15 protein-coding genes and 2 pseudogenes are annotated in these 18,394 nt (G+C 55.5%); 7 read left to right on the top strand and 10 right to left on the bottom strand.

Going from position 1 to position 18,394, the window contains the following annotated elements; translation table 11 throughout:
* Nucleotides 1-94: 94 nt before the first annotated feature.
* The 7 genes from HFD95_RS08965 to HFD95_RS08935 form a co-directional block, all read right to left on the bottom strand.
* The gene (locus tag HFD95_RS08965) at nucleotides 95-874 is read right to left on the bottom strand and encodes an ABC transporter ATP-binding protein (RefSeq protein ID WP_010246775.1); all 780 of its coding nucleotides are present in this window, start codon (nucleotides 872-874) and stop codon (nucleotides 95-97) included.
* The gene (locus HFD95_RS08960; protein ID WP_010246777.1) at nucleotides 871-1,557 is read right to left on the bottom strand and encodes an ABC transporter permease; all 687 of its coding nucleotides are present in this window, start codon (nucleotides 1,555-1,557) and stop codon (nucleotides 871-873) included. Before HFD95_RS08960 ends, HFD95_RS08965 begins: the two co-directional genes overlap by 4 nt.
* Before the next feature lie 9 nt (nucleotides 1,558-1,566).
* A complete protein-coding gene (locus tag HFD95_RS08955) occupies nucleotides 1,567-2,292 on the bottom strand; it encodes an ABC transporter permease (RefSeq protein ID WP_010246779.1) in 726 nt (241 codons plus the stop codon).
* A 6-nt stretch (nucleotides 2,293-2,298) separates the two neighbouring features.
* Nucleotides 2,299-3,147 carry a transporter substrate-binding domain-containing protein gene (locus HFD95_RS08950; protein WP_010670606.1) on the bottom strand — a complete coding sequence of 283 codons (849 nt, stop codon included), beginning with the start codon at nucleotides 3,145-3,147 and terminating at the stop codon, nucleotides 2,299-2,301.
* A 21-nt stretch (nucleotides 3,148-3,168) separates the two neighbouring features.
* Nucleotides 3,169-4,356: a M20 family metallopeptidase gene (locus tag HFD95_RS08945; protein WP_033760875.1), complete on the bottom strand. Its 1,188-nt coding sequence runs from the start codon at nucleotides 4,354-4,356 to the stop codon at nucleotides 3,169-3,171.
* Between the two features lie 241 nt (nucleotides 4,357-4,597).
* The gene (locus HFD95_RS08940; RefSeq protein ID WP_167430136.1) at nucleotides 4,598-5,497 is read right to left on the bottom strand and encodes an alpha/beta fold hydrolase; all 900 of its coding nucleotides are present in this window, start codon (nucleotides 5,495-5,497) and stop codon (nucleotides 4,598-4,600) included.
* A 50-nt stretch (nucleotides 5,498-5,547) separates the two neighbouring features.
* The gene (locus HFD95_RS08935; protein ID WP_167430135.1) at nucleotides 5,548-6,162 is read right to left on the bottom strand and encodes a TetR/AcrR family transcriptional regulator; all 615 of its coding nucleotides are present in this window, start codon (nucleotides 6,160-6,162) and stop codon (nucleotides 5,548-5,550) included.
* A 213-nt stretch (nucleotides 6,163-6,375) separates the two neighbouring features.
* On the opposite strand from HFD95_RS08935, the pseudogene HFD95_RS08930 reads away from it, so the two are divergent.
* Nucleotides 6,376-6,793: pseudogene (locus tag HFD95_RS08930) on the top strand (LysR substrate-binding domain-containing protein); the annotation flags it as partial.
* A 34-nt stretch (nucleotides 6,794-6,827) separates the two neighbouring features.
* Here the strand turns inward: HFD95_RS08930 and HFD95_RS08925 are convergent.
* Nucleotides 6,828-7,085: pseudogene (locus HFD95_RS08925) on the bottom strand (aldo/keto reductase); the annotation flags it as partial.
* A 144-nt stretch (nucleotides 7,086-7,229) separates the two neighbouring features.
* On the opposite strand from HFD95_RS08925, the gene HFD95_RS08920 reads away from it, so the two are divergent.
* From HFD95_RS08920 to HFD95_RS08910, 3 genes are all read left to right on the top strand, one after another.
* A complete protein-coding gene (locus HFD95_RS08920; RefSeq protein WP_033760867.1) occupies nucleotides 7,230-7,673 on the top strand; it encodes an antitoxin Xre/MbcA/ParS toxin-binding domain-containing protein in 444 nt (147 codons plus the stop codon).
* Nucleotides 7,670-8,140 (top strand): RES family NAD+ phosphorylase, encoded by a 471-nt coding sequence (locus HFD95_RS08915; protein WP_045139959.1) that lies wholly within the window; start codon nucleotides 7,670-7,672, stop codon nucleotides 8,138-8,140. The genes HFD95_RS08920 and HFD95_RS08915 overlap by 4 nt, the downstream gene beginning before the upstream one ends.
* 171 nt (nucleotides 8,141-8,311) lie before the next feature.
* Complete coding sequence (locus tag HFD95_RS08910; protein ID WP_031594315.1) at nucleotides 8,312-9,343, top strand: AI-2E family transporter; 1,032 nt, start codon at nucleotides 8,312-8,314, stop codon at nucleotides 9,341-9,343.
* Here the strand turns inward: HFD95_RS08910 and HFD95_RS08905 are convergent.
* A complete protein-coding gene (locus tag HFD95_RS08905) occupies nucleotides 9,332-12,061 on the bottom strand; it encodes a cation-transporting P-type ATPase (protein WP_167430134.1) in 2,730 nt (909 codons plus the stop codon). The two genes, HFD95_RS08910 and HFD95_RS08905, sit on opposite strands and share 12 nt — an antisense overlap.
* A gap of 514 nt (nucleotides 12,062-12,575) precedes the next feature.
* Between HFD95_RS08905 and HFD95_RS08900 the strand changes: the two genes are divergently transcribed.
* Genes HFD95_RS08900 through HFD95_RS08890 form a run of 3 tightly spaced genes read left to right on the top strand, consistent with a single transcriptional unit; the run spans nucleotide 12,576 to nucleotide 17,684 of the window.
* On the top strand, nucleotides 12,576-13,664 hold the full coding sequence (locus HFD95_RS08900; protein WP_167430133.1) for an efflux RND transporter periplasmic adaptor subunit: 1,089 nt from the start codon (nucleotides 12,576-12,578) through the stop codon (nucleotides 13,662-13,664).
* Complete coding sequence (locus HFD95_RS08895) at nucleotides 13,664-16,726, top strand: efflux RND transporter permease subunit (RefSeq protein WP_045139961.1); 3,063 nt, start codon at nucleotides 13,664-13,666, stop codon at nucleotides 16,724-16,726. Before HFD95_RS08900 ends, HFD95_RS08895 begins: the two co-directional genes overlap by 1 nt.
* Entirely contained in the window at nucleotides 16,719-17,684 is a 966-nt protein-coding gene (locus HFD95_RS08890; RefSeq protein WP_167430132.1) for an acyltransferase family protein, read from the top strand. The genes HFD95_RS08895 and HFD95_RS08890 overlap by 8 nt, the downstream gene beginning before the upstream one ends.
* Here HFD95_RS08890 and HFD95_RS08885 read toward each other — a convergent pair.
* Nucleotides 17,670-18,362 carry a DJ-1/PfpI family protein gene (locus HFD95_RS08885; RefSeq protein WP_124890722.1) on the bottom strand — a complete coding sequence of 231 codons (693 nt, stop codon included), beginning with the start codon at nucleotides 18,360-18,362 and terminating at the stop codon, nucleotides 17,670-17,672. The two genes, HFD95_RS08890 and HFD95_RS08885, sit on opposite strands and share 15 nt — an antisense overlap.
* Nucleotides 18,363-18,394: the final 32 nt, after the last annotated feature.

Here is an 18,394-nt window from a genome sequence, read left to right as displayed (position 1 = left end):
AGTCGCTTAACTGACTGGCATCAGGAAAATCTTCCGGGGTTTTGTGATCTCAAAACACGAAATCTCAGCGCGTCAGTCTTATCAGGTTGCTGCTTCAGCCTGCATTGCGCTCAAAGTGGCTGTTCACAAAGGCGCGGCAGCGTGGCGAGATCGGATCGAGAAACACCTGCTCCGGCGAACCGGACTCCTCAATCATGCCCTGGTGCAAAAACACCGCTTTGTTCGACACGTCGCGCGCAAAGCCCATTTCATGGGTGACGATAATCATGGTACGTCCCTCTTCCGCCAGACTGCGGATCACCCGCAATACTTCGCCCACCAGCTCCGGATCCAGCGCGGAAGTTGGCTCATCGAACAGTATCGCTTTCGGCTGCTGCGCCAGCGCCCGTGCAATCGCCACGCGCTGCTGCTGTCCGCCGGAAAGCTGCGACGGCCAGGCGTCGCGTTTTGCATAGAGTCCCACTTTATGGAGCAGCGCTTCTGCTTCTTCAATCGCTTCTTTATGGCTGCGCTTCTGCACATGAACCGGCGCTTCAATGATGTTCTGCATCACCGTTTTATGCGGCCACAGGTTGAAGCTCTGAAATACAAAGCCGAGCTGCATTCGCATCAGCTTGATGCGACGGCGCTGCTCGCGGCTCAGTTTTTCGTCGGCGTTATCCAGCGTAACGTTCACCTCGCCTACCGCAATTTCACCCGCCTGTGGTACTTCAAGAAACGGGATGCAGCGTAACAGCGTACTTTTGCCCGACCCACTGGCACCAATCAGCGATATCACATCGCCATCCTGCGCGGTCAGGCTGATGTCGTGCAGCACTTCGTGTCCCGCATAACTCTTTCTGAGATGACTCAGCATGATGGTAGGTGCGGTCATGAGCGTGCTCCAAAATAGTAAGGTGATAAGCGTCGTTCCAGCATCGATACGCCTTTGCTGACCAGCATGGTGAGTATCAGGTAGATCACCGCCGCGCTCAGGAACACCTCCAGCGCCCGGAAAGTGGAAGAGACTATCGAGTCGGCAATGCCGGTCATCTCCATCAGGCTGATAGTGCTGACCAGCGACGTTGCTTTGATCATCGAGATGATCTCATTGCTGTAGGCCGGCAATGCCTGTCGAATCGCAATCGGTAAGGTGATGCGGGTAAAGATTTTATACGACGACATGCCTGAGACTTTAGCGGCCTCCAGCGACTGCTGACTGACGGCACGCAGCCCGCCGCGCAGGATCTCCGAGGTGTAGGCGGCATCATTCAGAATCAGCGCCAGTAAGCCGCACCAGTAGGGATCGCGCAGCAGCGGCCAGAACAGGCTTTCCCGCACCGCCGGTAAACTGCCCAGGCCGTAATAGACCATAAAGATCTGGATCAGCAGTGGCGTACCGCGAAATAGCCAGACGTAGAAGCGACAGAAAACGCTGCCAACACGCGTCATGCGCAGCAGGTTAAGCAGCAGCGCCAGCACGCCGCCGCCAAAGAGTGAGAGCAGCGCCAGGTTGATGGTCAGCGGCAATCCTTTCAGCAGCGCCAGCAGCGTCTGCTGTAAAAACATGATATCCACGTGGACTCCTTACCCCTTCACGCGCTGTTGACCGCGCATCGCAAACTTTTCCACGTAGCGGAAAACCATATCGGAACAGGTGGTGATAATCAGGTAGATCACCGCACCCACGCTGTAGAAGAAAAAGGACATCTGGGTGGAGTTGGCTGCGGTGGAGACCTGGTTCATCGTTTCCACCAGTCCGGTTACCGAGACCAGCGCCGACTCTTTGATCACCGATTGCCACTGGTTGCCCATGCCGGGCAGCGCAGTGCGTAACGCCTGCGGCACGATAATGCGGCGAAACATCATCAGCCGTCCCATGCCGGTCACGGTCGCCGCTTCCAGCGTTCCGCCGGGAATGGCGTAGAAAGCGCCACGGAATACCCCGCTCTGATAGGCACCGGAGATCAGCCCGATGGCAATCGCGCCCGCCACAAAACCGTTCACATCAAACGGTCCCTGGAAGCCCAGCGCGGTGCCCACGGTGGAAACCACCTGTCGTCCACCGAAGTAGAAGAGGTAGATCACCAGCAGTTCCGGCACGCCGCGAAACAGTGTGATATAGCCCGCCGCCAGTCGCTGCTGCCAGCGTGAACCGGCAATCTGCATCCAGCAGAGCACGCTGCCCAGCAACGCACCCAGCAGCCAGGCGCAGAGCGACACGCTGACGGTGACGGCGGCGGCGTTAAGCAGCACGCCACCCCAGCCCTCATCCCCGAAGCCCAGTATCTGCCAGTCAATATTCATCAGCATCAGCGGTTACGCTTTCGGCGCGACATCTTCGCCAAACCATTTGATCGACAGTTTGCTCAGCGTCCCATCTTTGATCATGGAGTCCAGCGCCTGATTCAGCACCTGCTGCAGCTCACTGTTGCCTTTACGCAGACCAATCGCCGAGCCTGCGCCCAGCACGCCACCGGAGAAGCCATAGCCGCTGCTGCTGATCGCCTCAGCATGTTTTTTCACAAAGGCGTTGAGGTTGGTACGAGACGCCATGACGGCATCCACCCGGCCATTCATCAGGTCGGCGAAGGTTTCAGGACCCGCCTGATAGGTGCGGATAGTGGCAACGTCGCCCAGGTATTTCTGCAGGAAATCCGCCTGAATGGTGGCGACCTGCACCGCGATGGTTTTCCCTTTGAAGGTGGTTTTCAGATCGTCGATCGCTTTTTTCATGCCGGCGTCATCATCCGCCGTCACAATCGTGCCGCTGCCTGGCAGCGTGGCCAGCGGGCTTTTTTTCGCAGTCACAAAGCTGGAGACGCTGACGGTGTACTGATGGGTAAAATCGATCGCTTCAGCACGTTTTGGCGTTACGGTCACCGCATCGATCACCGCATCATATTTACCGTCGATAAGACCCGGGATCATGCCCGACCATTTCTGGGCGATGATTTCATATTTAAAACCTGCACGTTTAGCCAGCTCCGCCACCATATCCGGCTCATAGCCGACGATTTTGCCGCTCGGTGTGGTCTGGTTGAACGGAGGATAAGCCGCTTCAGTCGCAAACTTCAGGGTGCCGAAATCTTTCGCCTGGCTGAACGAGGAAGTGGCGAGCAGTGCCACGGTCAGAGAAGCCGTGAACAGGCGGTTACGCATCATCATATAAACCTCATTTATTTATTATTAAGAGAGTAAATCAATTGCAAGGCGGGTCAGCGCCTGCGTCCCGGCGGTAATGCTGCGTTCGTCCGGCTGATAGTCGGAGTTATGCAGGTGATCGTCACGGCCCGGCGTGGCCGATCCAATATGAATCTGGCAGCCCGGTACCCGTTCCGTGAACAGTGAAAAATCTTCGGCACCAAAGCTGGCGCTGGGCTGCGCGATGATGGGCTTATCAAACTGATGCGACAGAATCTGTTCCAGTGAATCGATCAGACGATCGTCATTCATCAAAGGCGGGACACCACGCTGGAAGTTAACCTCCACCCGCACGTTTTGCGCCAGCGCCACCCCTTCGCACATCCGTTTAAACGAGGTTTCCATAGCAGCGCGTACTTCCGGCGACTTAGTACGGATGGTGCCCTGAAACAGGCAGCTATCGGGAATGATATTGTGGGTGGTACCACCCTGAATGTGCCCGATGGTTAATACGGCGGAGTGAGCGGGATCGCGTTCACGCGAGATGAGGGTCTGTAGCTGGCTGATGAGATGCACGGTCGCGATGATCGGATCGGTGCCCATGTGCGGACGTGCCGCGTGGGTCGAAACACCATGCACTGTAACGTCGAATTCATCGCTGGAGGCAGTGCTGGCCCCGCGCGTCAGGGCGACTTCCCCCGCAGCCAGTTCAGGCTTGTTATGCAGGGTCACGGCCCAGTCGATGCCATCTGCCGCGCCGTCCGCAATCATCGCCTCAGCGCCACTTTCTGGCGTCTCTTCCGCGGGCTGGAATATCAGCCGGACCCGGCCTTTGAGCTGCTGACGATAGTGCGGCAGGATCGTTGCGACACCCAGCATCGTTGCGGTGTGAATATCATGCCCACAGGCGTGCATTTTTCCGGGATAGCGGCTGGCAAACGGTAAACCGGTCTGCTCATGTATCGGCAACGCGTCCATGTCGGCGCGCAACAGCAGCGTCTTACCCGGCTCTGCGCCGTCGATATCCACCACAACACCGCTGCGGCCAACGCCGGTGCGGGGATTAAGTCCCAGCGCCTGCAGATAGTCTGTGACCAGACTGGCGGTGCGCAGCGTATCAAAGCCTAATTCCGGATGCGCATGGATATCACGTCGAATCGCCACTAACTGCGATTCAAGTTCATTAACTCTGGCTTTTATTTCCCCGGCCAGTCGTGCTTTTTCCTGATTCATAGCAGCCCCGGCAATATGCGATCGGCACTCTGCTGCCGACCGCTATTTTAATCTCATCCTGATGACGGACGTTGATGACCGTTTATTTATTCACAGCACGCGACAGAAAGCAACGCGCAACAGCCTGCTCTACATACTTAAAAATCAATAAGATAGTGCTATTTATTGGAAACCTGTATGAGATAACAGCGGATCAGCAATAATATTAATAATCCGCCACACGACATTACTTTCCCTACTGTCACTGAGGTGATATTTCGCTTTTATCCGGAGAGGGAATAAAGAAGTCTGCCAGTATTTCCGCTAATTTCTCGGGTTGTTCGTCGGGAATAAAATGGCCGCAGTTGAGAACAGTTTCACTGCTTACCTGATGCGCTACGGTGCGCAGCGGGGTGGCCATATCGGGTATCGATCCCTGGTCGGCACTGACAGCCAGCAGCGGTAAAGCCAGTTTGCCTTTTAACGCGCGCTGTCGATTCTGTTCTGCCGACTGTGCAAAAGCGCGGTAAAAAGCCAGTCCGGCCCGCAAGGCCCCGGGCTGCTGAAAAACGCGCAGATATTCATGACGGGCCGCCGCATCTATGCGATGTGGATTGGCTGCCTTACGGTTAAAAAACCAGTCGAGGTAGATCGCCTCTCTGCCAGTGATCAGCGCTTCCGGTAAATCATCCACACAGTGAAATCCAAAATGCCAGGTTTTCCAGGCGCTATCACCCACCATTGGCAGTAAGTCAGGCAGCGTGATACCGGGAATGCCGCCATCCAGCAGCGCGAGACGGCTGACCTTTTCGGGATGGCCTGCCGCCAGTGACCAGGCGACCCACGCCCCGATATCATGCCCGGCCAGATGAAAGCGTTCGATACCCAGCTTGTTCAGCAGCGCCAGTATGCGCTCTGCCACGCTGTCAGTGTCGTAACCACTGGCTGGAAAGTCAGAATCACCCTGCCCTGGCAGGTCGGGTGCGATCACATGAAAGCGGCTGGCAAGCAAGGGAATAACCTCCCGCCAGGCATAACTGCTTTGCGGGAAACCCGCGAGCAGAACCACAGTCTCAGCGTGTTCACTGCCTGCGCTGAGGTAGTGCAGCCGCTGCGAGTCAATGTTAATAAAGTGGTGCTGGTAGAGTGGATATACGCGCATATAACCTCCGGATAATAAGGAAACGATCGATTCCTTAATGTGTAAAAAATTTAGTCGAGTATCTTTAGCGCCAGGGGGATGATGCTGGCATCGGGCCGGGTCGCAGCAACTTTACCGGCGACCCGCATCCCCAGAACAATGCAAAGCATTAGCGAAGCGGTGGCGTCTCTGTCCAGTGCAGGATTGACCGAACCATCCTGCTGACCCAGGCTGATTATCTGCTGCAGATTCTGCTGGTTGCGTATCAGCGCCGCGCTGACGGCTCCGGCAAGTTCCTCATCCAGAGTTTGCAGCTCCACGGCGCTGACAGCCACCAGACAGCCGCGCTCACCTTCGACATCGCGCACTGAATCCACATAAAAATTGAGTAGCGCCGCCAGTTGCTCACGGCCATTTTCACATTGCGCCAGCCGCGCGGCTAAACTGCTGTTGCGCATTGAGAGATAGCGAGCAAAGACGTTTGCAAACAGCGTGCGCTTGTCGGTAAAAGCTTTATAGATGCTGCCGGTAGTGAGCTGCATAGCATGGCCCAAATCGCCGATCGAAGTGGCGTGATAGCCCTTTTGCCGGAATACCAGCATTGCGCTGTCCAGTGCCGCATCGGTATCAAACGCCCGCGGTCGTCCCCGCTCTTTATAACGGTTATCGTTCATCACAAACACCATTAGAGAATGATCATTTCCTTTAAGATAGACTGATTTGTCCGCCAGATAAAGGCTTTCTTATGCCTGGGGCTTGCCTGGAAATGGAACCCGCCCCTCACCATGACCTTCTCAGATAAAACACCGTTTCGACGGCGCGTGAAAGGCATAGGCCCAGACATGTTCGACACGTCAGGCACGCCGTTTTAATCTCGCGTTATGTAATCAGGCCTATCTGAGCCACGTATTGCCGATCTTGAGCAGGAGCATGAATTTCAGGTTCAACTCAATGGAACGCTCTCTGGCAATATCCGCTTATCCGCAGGGGAGCATGCAGCTCAAACTCTCGTATGGCCAAAATTAAAACTTTTATCATTGGAAGTTCGTGAAGGAAGGAAAATCGTTACGTGTCAGAGTTGAAGGACAGGTCACGTTTAATTTTCTGTCAGAAAGAATCGATGCCGTATTATCGGGTTTTGGTATTGCCTGTGTTCCTGAAGATACGATCAGGGAGCATGTAAAATCCGGAAAGCTAATTCAGATTCTGCAGGATTGGTGCCCTGCATTTCCCGGTTATTATCTCTGTTATCCGAGCCGTAAACAGCATCCGCCCGCTTTTGTGCTGATGATAGATGCGCTTCGGCACCCGGAATAGCGGGTCTGCAATTCGATGCAGACCCGCCTGAATCTTAACGGCCCACACGAGCCTGATGCTCAGGGGAGTAACGCTCGCCGACGATTTCTATCGTTTCAAGCGCCTCTTCTATCTGCCGCACGTCGTCCTGTGAAAGCGTGATGTCGGCAGCACCCAGGTTTTCATCCAGCCGGTGCAGTTTAGTAGTGCCGGGGATGGGAACAATCCACGGTTTTTGTGCCAGCAACCATGCCAGTGCTATTTGTGCAGACGTAACCCCTTTTCCGGCAGCCAGTTCACCCATTAATGAAACTTATGAATATGTGTGAGTCGCGACTTGATCTGACACATGACCCTGAAAGGTTCAGAGTGACCGGCTTTCCTGATTTATCAGATCCTGAAATTTGCGCCCCTCCCACCAAATGGTTATAGTTAAATGACCAATTGGAGGTGACAGATGAAAACATTCAGCTTTTCTGCGAACAAAACCAGGCCGCCACGCTTATGGCAGGCCGCAGGCCTGAACAACGCTGATGGTGTCGCCCTGCTGGGCCAGATTAATGAAGGCCTTGATGGCAACGTAGCTCACCTGATCGTCAACTGGGCGAAGATTACGCAAAACGACCTGCGCAAAATGTCCGGTATTCCCTCCACGACGTTCAGCCGAAGCGTGAAAGCGAAATTCAGCGCTGAACAAAGTGAACGACTGGTACGTATTATCCGTGTCATTGATCGCGCAGTTGAACTGTTCGAAGGTGATAAGGATGAAGCGCAAAAATGGTTGAATGAGCCTAACAGGGCGCTGAGCTGGAAAATGCCCGCAGAACTGATGGCGTCTGAAACCGGGGCTTACGAGGTCATGAAATTAATCACGCGCCTGGAGCACGGAGTTTACTCTTGATTCTCTACAGGCTGACCAAGACAAAGTATCTTTCGACAGCCTGGACGGGATTTGGCGCAAAAGAGGCGGGCGGCCGCTGGAACAGCATCGGCATCTCCATGGTTTATGTTTCTGAAACAGCATCGCTGACTTTGCTGGAAACACTGGTCCATCTGCACTCAGCACACATCCTGGATGCTTTCACACTTCTGCGCATCGATGTTCCCGATGTGCTGATTCAGACCGCTGATATCACTGAGTTGCCTGCAAACTGGGCCGATGAAGACGCACCGGCAGAACTGGCTGACTATGGAGACGCCTGGTGCTCTGCCTGCGATGCGGTTGCGTTGCGTGTTCCCAGTGCCCTCTCCCCTGTAGAATATAACTACCTGTTAAATCCTGAACATCCCGAGTTCTTCCGGATAGTTCAACAGGCTGAGGCCATTCCGTTCCGGTTTGATCGTCGGCTGAAACCGGATCGTAAATAAACTATCCGGATAGCTTTTGGTCGCGCATTCGTGCGTTGAACAAGGGTCAGGAGCCACCGATGATCGTCTCTTAAGCCCTGAGACAAGCCTTTCTCCCTCTGACCTGACGCAAGGCACTGAAGCTTAAGCCTCATCTATACTGCAGCTTATCTTTGCTGAAGGAGCCCAATCATGGGACTGAGCTGGTTCACCCTCTGGCCGCCACTGGCACGCGTGCTGTTTATCCTCGCCTGTCTGACCATTATTCTGACCGGCCTTTATCTGGCAGCACCGCTGATCAATCAGGTCCTGCTGGCGATGTTACTGGCCATCATGCTTGATCCCCTGATTACCCGTCTGGAAAACAAACGCATACCGCGCATCGTCTCGTCACTGCTGGTGATTATGCTGATGCTGTTGATCATGGTGGTCACTATCCTCAAGTTAACCGTGCTGACGCCCGATTTGATGCAACTCAGCCGCCAGGCGCCCGTGCTGCTGGCGGCACGGCTTGAACAGCTGACGCTGGCCTTTGCCCGGCTTGATATCGGTATGACGCCCGACCAGTTGCTGACCTTTGTGGATGCTGGGGCGATAGTGCGCATTGTCACTGCATTTCTGACGCAAATCCCTGGCGTCATCTCATGGTGGATCATGGTGTTCCTGATGCTGCTGTTTATGCTCTATGAGATGCCGCTGCTGAAAGCTGCACTGCAACAGCGGGTAAAGGGAAAACATCAGGCCTTTTATCTGGCGCTGCAGGAGGGAATTCAGAGCGTGATTGTGTATGCCAGAGTGAAAACGCTGACCAGTATTCTGGGCGGGTTAATCGTGGGCGTCGGTGCGCATCTGATCGGGCTGAAGTTTGCCTTTTTCTGGGGCGTGCTGATGTTCATCTTTAATTACGTGCCGGTGCTTGGCTCCTTTCTGGCCGCGATTCCGCCGGTGATCCAGAGTTACATCATGTTTGATTTACAGATCGCGCTGGCGGTAGCTGGATTCTTTGTGGTGCTGAACCTCTGTCTGAGTTCGGTGATCGAACCATTGCTGATTGGGAAGCGACTCAATCTGGCGCTGACCACGCAGCTGCTGGCGTTTCTGTTCTGGCAGGCGTTACTGGGGATTACGGGCGGGATACTGGCTATTCCACTGACCTATCTGATTAAAAAGGTCCTGCTGGCGAGCTATCCGCAGCAGGACCCGGAGACAGAATTAACTCAGTGATGGCGTCTTCACCTGCCATGCGCGGGTGAGGCGTTTTTCAATCTCAACTATGATGAAGATCGCGATACTGACAATCAGCGAAATCAGCCAGTAGTTGATCGGCAGTGGACGGGTACCAAACAGCGTGTTCATTAATGGCACATAAATAATGATCGCCTGAAGGACAATCAGTACCAGCGTCACCAGCCAGATACCGCGATTTTTTAGCAGACCGCGATCCAGTGAGAAGCCATCCGAGTTACGGCAGTTAAGCATGTAGGCCCACTGCGCAGTCACCAGCATCTGCAGCAGCACGGTACGGATAAACTCGGCACTGTAGCCACGCGGTTGCAGCCAGGCTTCCAGCACAAAGGCACTGATTGAAATTAGCAGACCGACAAACACCACGCGCCAGATGGCGTAAGCGTCCATCACGTGCGCTTTGACATTGCGCGGCGGCCGGCGCATCGCATTCGCTTCAGCAGGCTCGAACGCCAGACCAAACGACAGCGTGGCGGATGTTGCCATGTTCATCCACAGAATCTGTACCGGGGTTAACGGCAGCAGATTGCCCATCAGAATCGCGATAATAATCAGCAGACCCTGCGCCAGGTTGGTGGGCATAATAAACAGGATGGTTTTCTTGAGGTTGTCGTAAACCCGACGTCCCTCTTTGACTGCCGCAGCGATGGTGGCAAAGTTATCGTCGGCCAGAATCATATCGGCCGCCTCTTTTGTCACCTCGGTGCCTTTAATACCCATCGCAATACCGACGTTGGCCTGTTTCAGCGCCGGAGCATCATTGACGCCGTCGCCGGTCATGCCGACGATCTCGCCGCTCGCTTCCAGCGCTTTCACCAGACGCAGTTTGTGTTCCGGGCTGGTGCGGGCAAAAATATCATAGGTTTTTGCCGCGTCCGCCAGTTCGGCGTCACTCATGTGTTCAAGCTGGTAGCCAGTGATAGCAGCCTGGCTGTTGCCGATTCCCAGCATCTGACCAATCGCCATCGCGGTTTCCTGATGGTCGCCGGTGATCATTTTGACGCGAATGCCCGCTTTCTGGCACTCGTCAATGGCGGCAATCGCCTCGGGACGTGGGGGATCCATCATACAGGCCAGACCCAGCAGCACCATGTCACTTCTCAGATCGGCATGATCCAGCGCGGTAACGGGTGCAGAGGTTCTCTTCCAGGCGGCGGCAACGGTGCGCAGCCCTTCGCTGGCGTAGGTGGTGATGGCGGCATCCCAGTACGCACGGTCTATCGGCTCTGCACCCTCCGGCGTTTGCTGCTGCTGACACAGCGTCAGCAGCACGTCTGGCGCACCGGTCAGCAGCACATAAGATTCGCCGTTGGCAACACAGCTGACCGACATATATTTATAGAGGGAATCGAACGGCAGCTTACTCACCACCTCCACCGGCTGAGGTGTCGTCTGACCCTTCGCCGCCAGCACCTTCAGCGCACCTTCAGTCGGGCCGCCAACAATCGTCCAGTGACCCTGACTTTCCTGACGCAGCTGGCTCTCATTACAGGTGTCTACCGCATGCAGGAACTGCTGAAACAGCGGATCCTGTGCCGCAGAGAGTCCACTTGCGTCGCCCTGCTCAGCAACAATCTCCCCTTTGGGTTCATAGCTGTTTCCGCTGACGCGCCAGCGGCTCTTCGCCAGCACCACCGCTTTCACCGTCATCTCATTCATGGTGAGCGTGCCGGTTTTATCGGAGCAGATCACCGACATCGCGCCCAGGGTTTCAACAGTCGGCAGCTTACGGATAATCGCCTGGGTGCGCGCCATCGACTGCACGCCCAGCGACAGGATGATGGAAATAATGGCAGGAAGACCTTCCGGCACCGCAGCAACCGCCAGGCTGATGACGGACAGCGACAACTCGCCCAGTGGAATGTCACGCAGCAGATAGCCGAAGATAAACAGGGCGACCATCATCAGCAGGATGATGAAAAAGATCGCTTTACCGAGTTTGTCGATCTGCACCAGCAGCGGGGTTTTAACCTCTTTTATGCCGCTGATCATTTCGTTGATATGGCCCAGCTCAGTATCACCGCCGCTGGCGATCACCACGCCTGCGGCGGTGCCGGAACTGACGGTAGTGCCTGAAAAAGCCAGGTTCAGACGATCGCCCAGCGATTTTTCACCGCTCAGCGTATCGGTGTTCTTCGACACCACCGTCGACTCCCCGGTGAGAATCGCCTCTTCAACCCGAAGATTATTGACCTCAAACAGTCGCAGATCAGCCGGGATTTTATCGCCGGGGCGTAACATCACCACATCACCGACCACAATATCGCGCGTCGCGACCGTGACCTGTTTGCCATCCCGCACCAACATCGCTTCACTGGCAAGCATGTTCTGAATACTTTTCAGTGACTTCTCGGCATTATTCTCCTGAATAAAGCCGATCAGGGCGTTAATGACGGCCACGCCGATAATGACAAAGGTATCGACCCAGTGACCCATGATCGCGGTGATCACCGCCGCGGCCAGCAGAATATAGATCAGCACATCTTTAAAATGCGCGATGAATTTGAGCAGAGCCGATTTCTCAGCTTTTTGCGGAAGGGCATTGGGACCGTGTTTCTGCAGGCGTTCCTGCGCAGTGGCGGTGGATAATCCTGCTGATGAGCTCTGCAGTTCGGAGAATATCTCTGCCACACTACGCTGATACCAGGGGCGCTCAGATAAAGCAAACGCTTTATCCTGCTTATCATTATTTAGCATATATAAACCTCGTGCCATTTAGCGATGAAATAAAGGCGCAATTAAAAGACATGCATTTTGCAGGCAGCCCCTCCTGCAGGTAATGACCGATATCATATTTACGTAAGAAACGTCTGACGAATAACATAAAATGGCTAAATTAAATCTAACCTATATTATGAGAATGACAACGTTGTTTTTGTTTAGCTAAGGTTTAAGTATGCTGATGCAGTGTGCATCGGTTTATACTCTGGCTCGCAAAAGGAAACTCTGATGAAAAAACAGAGCATTATCATGCTTTGCGGTTTCGTTATTCTCGCGGTCGCCGCAACGACTCTGGTGGGCTTACTGACCTGGCTGGTGGTCTCTCATATGGCGGCGTAAGCCGATTCAGGCGAAGCGGTCCTGCCGCTTCGTTAAACTTATATGACGAAGATTAAAAATAAGTTTATCCCGGTCGCGATAAGCATCAGGGTTTATTACGCCTTAATGCTTATTAAACCGCAGTTTAAAAGCTGATGTTAAGGCGAAGAAAATGATTAAACGCAAGGTTATCCTCATTTTGCTCTGTTGTTTTTTTATGACAGCGTGCGATGAAAAAAAAGAACCGGATGCTCCCCCGCCCCGCGTAATTAAAGTTTTCACCCTTGAGTCGGACATCGCTCAAAATATCCGGGTATTTCCTGCGCGTATTCAGGCGGGTGATAATACCGATCTTGCGTTTAAACGGGCAGGCCAGCTGGTCCAGCTTGATATTCGTGACGGAACGCCCGTGAAAGCGGGACAGCTTCTCGCTACCCTGAATGATGCAGATGCGAAACTACGGGTACGCGACCGCCAGACTGCACTGCAACTGGCGGAGCGACAATTTCAGCGCTTCAATACGCTGGCCCAGCGCAGCGCCGTTTCAAAGTCTGAAATGGATGTGCAGCGTGCTAATCGCGATGCCGCCGCGACTGCGCTGAAAATCGCACAGGAGGAGTTACAGTTTCTTAGCCTTCGCGCGCCGTTTGATGGCGTGATTGCAAGGGTACAGGCGCGTAATCATCAGGTCGTGGCCGCCGGACAGCCCATTGCGCTGCTGACCCGTGCCGATCTGCTCGACGTCATCTTTACGCTGCCCGAAACCCTCTTCACCAGCCTCGATATCCAGAATATTAACTATCAGCCTGAGGTGCAGTTTAACGCCCTGCCAGGCCGCTTTTTCACCGCACAATATAAAGAGCATACCAGCCAGACGGATGCCGCCACGCTGACCTATCAGGTGGTGCTGACCATGCCGCGTCCGGCTGATCTCCCTGGCGTTGCCGGCCTCAGCGGATCGGTGCGCGTCAGGCTGCATAACCTGCCAAATGCCCCTGCCCAGCCGCGTCTGGTCGTGCCTGCGGCGGCGGTGTTCAATCCCGATCGCAGCCCCACCAATCAACCGCACGTCTGGCTGGTTGAGCAGGATGGTGAGGCGCTGCGCATCAAAGATCGACCTGTCGAAGTGGGTCGTCTCACCGCCCAGGGCATTGAAATCATCAGCGGGCTGAAGCCGGGCGACCGTATCGTTTCCGCCGGTGTGGGTGAGTTGCGTGACGGTGAAGCGGTGCGCATCTGGCAGCGCGAGCGGGGGTTATAATGCGTATTCAGGAGCATTTTCTTGATAAACCCATTCGCATCTGGATGGTCATTCTGTTGCTGGGCGTGGGCGGAATCTATGCGCTGCTCAACATTGGCCGCCTCGAAGATCCGCTGTTTACCATTAAGTCGGCAGTAATTGTCACCCACTATCCCGGCGCGTCCGCACAGCAGGTTGAAGAGGAGGTAACGCTGCCGCTGGAGAATGCGCTGCAGCGCCTGCCGTCGCTGGACAATGTCACGTCCATTTCTGGCAATGGCCTGTCCCAGATTACCGTTAATATTCATACCCGCTATCTGGCCGATCAGCTGCCGCAAATCTGGGATGAGTTACGTCGTCGTGTCGGCGATGCGGCCCGGCAGTTCCCGCCTGGCGTTCAGGCCCCGCTGGTTAACGATGATTTCGGCGATGTTTACGGCTACTTCTTCGTCATTCACGGTAAAGACTTTACCAACAGCGAACTGCGCAACTATGCCGATCAGCTGCGGCGCGATCTGGTGCTGGTGCCTGGCGTCGCCAAAGTTGCAGTAGCGGGCGTCGAGCAGGAGGAGATCCGCATCGCTCTCTCCGCCAGCAAAATGACCGCCTATGGTATGACGCCGCAGCGCGTCGCCGATCTGCTGAGCCGGAATAACAGCGTTGCCAGTGCCGGAACGCTGCGGGTCGACAGCGAATCGATCCGTTTTCATCCCACCGGCGAACTGCAGACGCTGGACGATCTGGCTAATCTGCCGATTCTGCCCGCTGGCAACCCACAGAACGTGCATTTGCGTGATATCGCCACACTGACGCGTGGCGTTACCGACAATCCCGCCAATATCTACTTTGCAGACGGTGAAGCGGCTCTGGCTATCGGCATTTCGTTCGCGCCTGGCGTCAATGTGATTGATGTTGGCGACGCGCTTTCCGCCCGAATGGCGCATTATCAGCAGGATACGCCCGCCGGTATCAGCCTGAAGGTGTTCTATAACCAGGCCCATGAGGTGAAACAGTCGGTTGATGGCTTTATCCTCAATTTCCTGATGGCGCTGGCGATTGTGGTGGGAACGCTGCTGCTATTTATGGGCCTGCGCAGCGGCATGGTGATTGCCGCCTCGCTGGCGCTTAACGTGCTTGGCACACTCCTGATCATGTACCTGTTTAAACTTGAGCTGCAGCGGGTGTCGCTGGGCGCGCTGATTATTTCGCTCAGCATGCTGGTGGATAATGCCATTGTGGTGGTCGAAGGGGTCAAAATCGATCATCAGCGCGGGCACCCTTTACAGCAGGCCATTGCCCGCATGGTGCGGCGCACTGCCCTGCCGCTGCTGGGTGCCACGGTGATTGCAATTCTCGCCTTTGCACCGATTGGCCTGTCGCAGGATTCGACCGGCGAATACTGTAAATCGCTGTTCCAGGTGCTGCTGATTTCACTGATGCTGAGCTGGGTCACGGCGCTGACCTTAACGCCGGTGTTTATCAACTGGAGTGAGAAGCGCCGCAGCACGGCTCAGCCTGAGCAAACCGAACCCTCGGCACCTTATCAGGGCATCGTATTCCGGCTCTATCGTCAGGCGCTGGGCGGCCTGCTGCGTTTCCGTCTGACCACGCTGACGGTAATGGTGGCACTGCTGGCTCTGTCGCTGTATGGCTTTACCCTGGTAAAGCAGAACTTTTTCCCCTCCTCCAGCACGCCGGTCTTTTTCACCGATCTCTGGCTGCCCTATGGCACCGATATTCATTACACCGCGAATACGGCGGCGGACATTGCCCGGTTTATTAATCAGGATCCTGAGGTCGCAGCCACGGTCACGACGGTGGGCCAGGGCGCTCTGCGCTTTACCCTGACCTACGACGCGGCACGGCAGTACAGCAACTTCGCCCAGATTATGGTGCGGGTTAAGGATGGCCGACAGCTTGATGCGCTGGCGCTGAAAACCGAGGCCTATATTGAGCAGAACTTCCCACAGGTGAATCAGCGCATCAAACGTATCCAGTTTGGCAGCGCCAGTGACAGCGCCATTGCCCTGCGGGTGATCGGCCCCGATCCCGAAGTGCTGCGCCACATCGGCAGCCAGCTGGATGCCATTTTCCTGGCGGATGGCTCAACGTTTCCGGTTCGCAATGACTGGCAGGAGCGCAGCAAAGTGATCCGCCCGGTCTATTCGGCGCTGCGTGGTCAGGAACTGGGTATCGATAAACGTGACATCGATCAGGCGCTGAGAATGAATTTCAGCGGTGACGCGGTGGGCATTTTCCGTGACGGTTCGCGGCTGATGCCGGTGATGCTCTATCCGGCTGATGAAGAGCGGCAGAGTGTCGATCACATCGAGAATATTCAGCTGTGGAGTGCCGCCCTGCAGCACTTTGTGCCACTGAGCAATGTGATTTCCGACTTCCGGCTGGAGTGGGAGAATCCGCTGATTATGCGCCGCGATCGTACGCGCGTGCTGACGGTGCAGACCGATCCCGATCCCGCTTCAGGGTTAACCTCCGCACAAGTGGTGGCGCGGGTTCAGCCACAGATCGACCAGCTTAAACTCCCGGCGGGCTACCGGCTTGAATGGGGAGGTGAGCTGGAGAGTTCACGTGAAGCACAGAGCGGGCTGCTGAGTTCGCTGCCGGTGGGATTCCTGGCGATGTTCATCATTACCGTGCTGATGTTTAACTCACTGCGCGACGCCGTCGCTATCTGGATCACCGTGCCGCTGGCGCTGATTGGCGTCACCTGTGGCTTTTTGTTCACCGGTATTCCGTTTGGCTTTATGGCGCTGATTGGGCTGCTGAGCCTGTCGGGCATGCTGATCCGTAACGGGATCGTGCTGATTGAGGAGATCAGGCTGTTCCGGCAGGAGAAATCGCTGCAGCTGGCGATTATTGATGCGGCGACCTCACGTCTGCGTCCTATTCTGCTGACCGCCTTCACCACGGTGCTGGGCCTGCTGCCGCTGCTGCGCGACGTCTTTTTCCAGAGCATGGCGGTGGTCATTATTTTTGGCCTCGGGTTCGCGACAGTATTGACCCTGCTGGTGCTGCCGGTCATCTATCGTTGCTTCCATGGTCGGGAGGCGCACGGTGAATAAGAGCGGACTGGCAATGCTGAAGACGCTGGCCTGTATCACCGCCGTCTCGTTTTTCACGCTTTACCAGAGCTACGACAGCTACCATTACGACATTAATCTGACGCTGAACGTGCTGAGTTTTGTTTCGACGATCGCCACGCCGCTCTATTTTCTGCTCAGCGGTTATATCGACGCCGGTGAGCTGCATACGCCCGCGTGGCAGCTCGGCAAAATTCGCCGCATTCTGCTGATTTTTATCTTCTGGTTCAGCTTTTTCTGGTTTGCCGGGATGCATCATAAGGGCTATCTGATTCAGCCGTGGTTTGTAATTGCGCTGATTGTGATTTATGTGTCGCATCCGCTGATTGACCGACTCATTCAGCGGCCTGGGCTGATGGCATCGGGGATTTTACTGCTGCTGGTGTTAGCTTTTGCCTATGACCTGCTCGCCAGCCTCTACCCGGGCCAGCGGGCCTTTTCGCTGCTGCCGCAATACCGAATCTGGACCTGGGTGCTCTACTACCTCACAGGTCGGCTGATGGCCGCGCCGCGCGTGATGCAGTTGCTGACATCACCCAGAGTGATAAAGATCAGCCTGCTGCTGCTGCCCGCGGTTTATCTCTTTACCTGGCTGTATGAGCGTCATTACTTTCTTGCGCGCTTTCTGGCGACCCATAACGATGTGGTGCTGACGGGCTCGCAGGTTTATCTGCTGGTGGTGCTGATTGTGATCAGCATTAACGCCATTCGCCTGCCGGAAAAAGTCCAGTGGCTGACGCCGTTTCTGACGACCCCGGGGAAGACCATGACCGGCGTCTATATCCTGCACTATCTGATTTTTGGCCTGCTGGCGGCGGCAATCCGCATCCAGACACTGGGCGATAAACTGCTGGTCATCGCCCTGACGTTAATCTTCTCAATGGCGCTGTCACTGCTGCTGTTGCGCATCCCCGGTGTCAGTAAGCTAATCAGCCTGTAGTCGCAGAGCGGCTCGTTCGGTTGCCGCACGGCGAGTGGCAAGAAACTCAGCCATTTTCGCCCGCGCCTGCTCCACTTCCTGTGGCGGTGCGGTATGCGGCGAACCGCTGGTAAACGGCGGTTCGGGATCATATTCCATCTGCAGCTGAACCGATTTCGCCACCGCGTCACCCGCAATTTCTGCCACCAGCGTCAGGGCAAAATCGATGCCAGAAGTCACGCCTGCGCCGCTGATACGATTGCGGTCGCGCACCACCCGCTCACTGACCGGCTCCGCGCCAAGCAGTGCCAGTTGATCGATGGAGCTCCAGTGCGAGGTCGCACGATATCCCTTTAGCAATCCGGCGGCCCCCAGCACCAGCGAACCGGTACAGACCGACGTAACCCACTTCGCCTGTTCGGCCTGCTGGCGAAGGAAATTCAGCGTGACGTCATCCGACATCAGGGCGATCTGTCCCGGCCCGCCAGGCACACAGATCACATCCAGTGGCGGGCAATCTGCAAACGTAGTAGTCGGCAATATCGACAGGCCGCGATCGGAACGCACCGGCTGGCGATCTTTCCAGATGAGATGGCATTCGACACCAGGCGTGCGCGCAAATACCTCCCACGGGCCGGTTAAGTCGAGCTGAGTGACATCAGGGAACAGCAAAAGACCAATCTGTAGCGGACGCTTCATGCGTGAACTCCGGGCAGGTGATGAAACGCCAT

Source organism: Pantoea sp. EKM10T (assembly GCF_011800685.1).
GTDB lineage: Bacteria > Pseudomonadota > Gammaproteobacteria > Enterobacterales > Enterobacteriaceae > Pantoea > Pantoea agglomerans.
The sequence above is the reverse complement of the archived record's forward strand: the minus strand, read 5'-3'. Positions and strand labels throughout refer to the sequence as shown.

Bases quoted from the DNA above. Each gene is read 5' to 3' on its own strand.
- HFD95_RS08955 (WP_010246779.1), bottom strand. From the start codon at position 2,292: ATGCTGATGAATATTGACTGGCAGATACTGGGCTTCGGGGATGAGGGC.
- HFD95_RS08950 (WP_010670606.1), bottom strand. From the start codon at position 3,147: ATGATGATGCGTAACCGCCTGTTCACGGCTTCTCTGACCGTGGCACTG.
- HFD95_RS08940 (WP_167430136.1), bottom strand. From the start codon at position 5,497: ATGCGCGTATATCCACTCTACCAGCACCACTTTATTAACATTGACTCG.
- HFD95_RS08965 (WP_010246775.1), bottom strand. From the start codon at position 874: ATGACCGCACCTACCATCATGCTGAGTCATCTCAGAAAGAGTTATGCG.
- HFD95_RS08910 (WP_031594315.1), top strand. From the start codon at position 8,312: ATGGGACTGAGCTGGTTCACCCTCTGGCCGCCACTGGCACGCGTGCTG.
- HFD95_RS08920 (WP_033760867.1), top strand. From the start codon at position 7,230: ATGAAAACATTCAGCTTTTCTGCGAACAAAACCAGGCCGCCACGCTTA.
- HFD95_RS08895 (WP_045139961.1), top strand. From the start codon at position 13,664: ATGCGTATTCAGGAGCATTTTCTTGATAAACCCATTCGCATCTGGATG.
- HFD95_RS08900 (WP_167430133.1), top strand. From the start codon at position 12,576: ATGATTAAACGCAAGGTTATCCTCATTTTGCTCTGTTGTTTTTTTATG.
- HFD95_RS08905 (WP_167430134.1), bottom strand. From the start codon at position 12,061: ATGCTAAATAATGATAAGCAGGATAAAGCGTTTGCTTTATCTGAGCGC.
- HFD95_RS08935 (WP_167430135.1), bottom strand. From the start codon at position 6,162: ATGGTGTTTGTGATGAACGATAACCGTTATAAAGAGCGGGGACGACCG.
- HFD95_RS08945 (WP_033760875.1), bottom strand. From the start codon at position 4,356: ATGAATCAGGAAAAAGCACGACTGGCCGGGGAAATAAAAGCCAGAGTT.
- HFD95_RS08885 (WP_124890722.1), bottom strand. From the start codon at position 18,362: ATGAAGCGTCCGCTACAGATTGGTCTTTTGCTGTTCCCTGATGTCACT.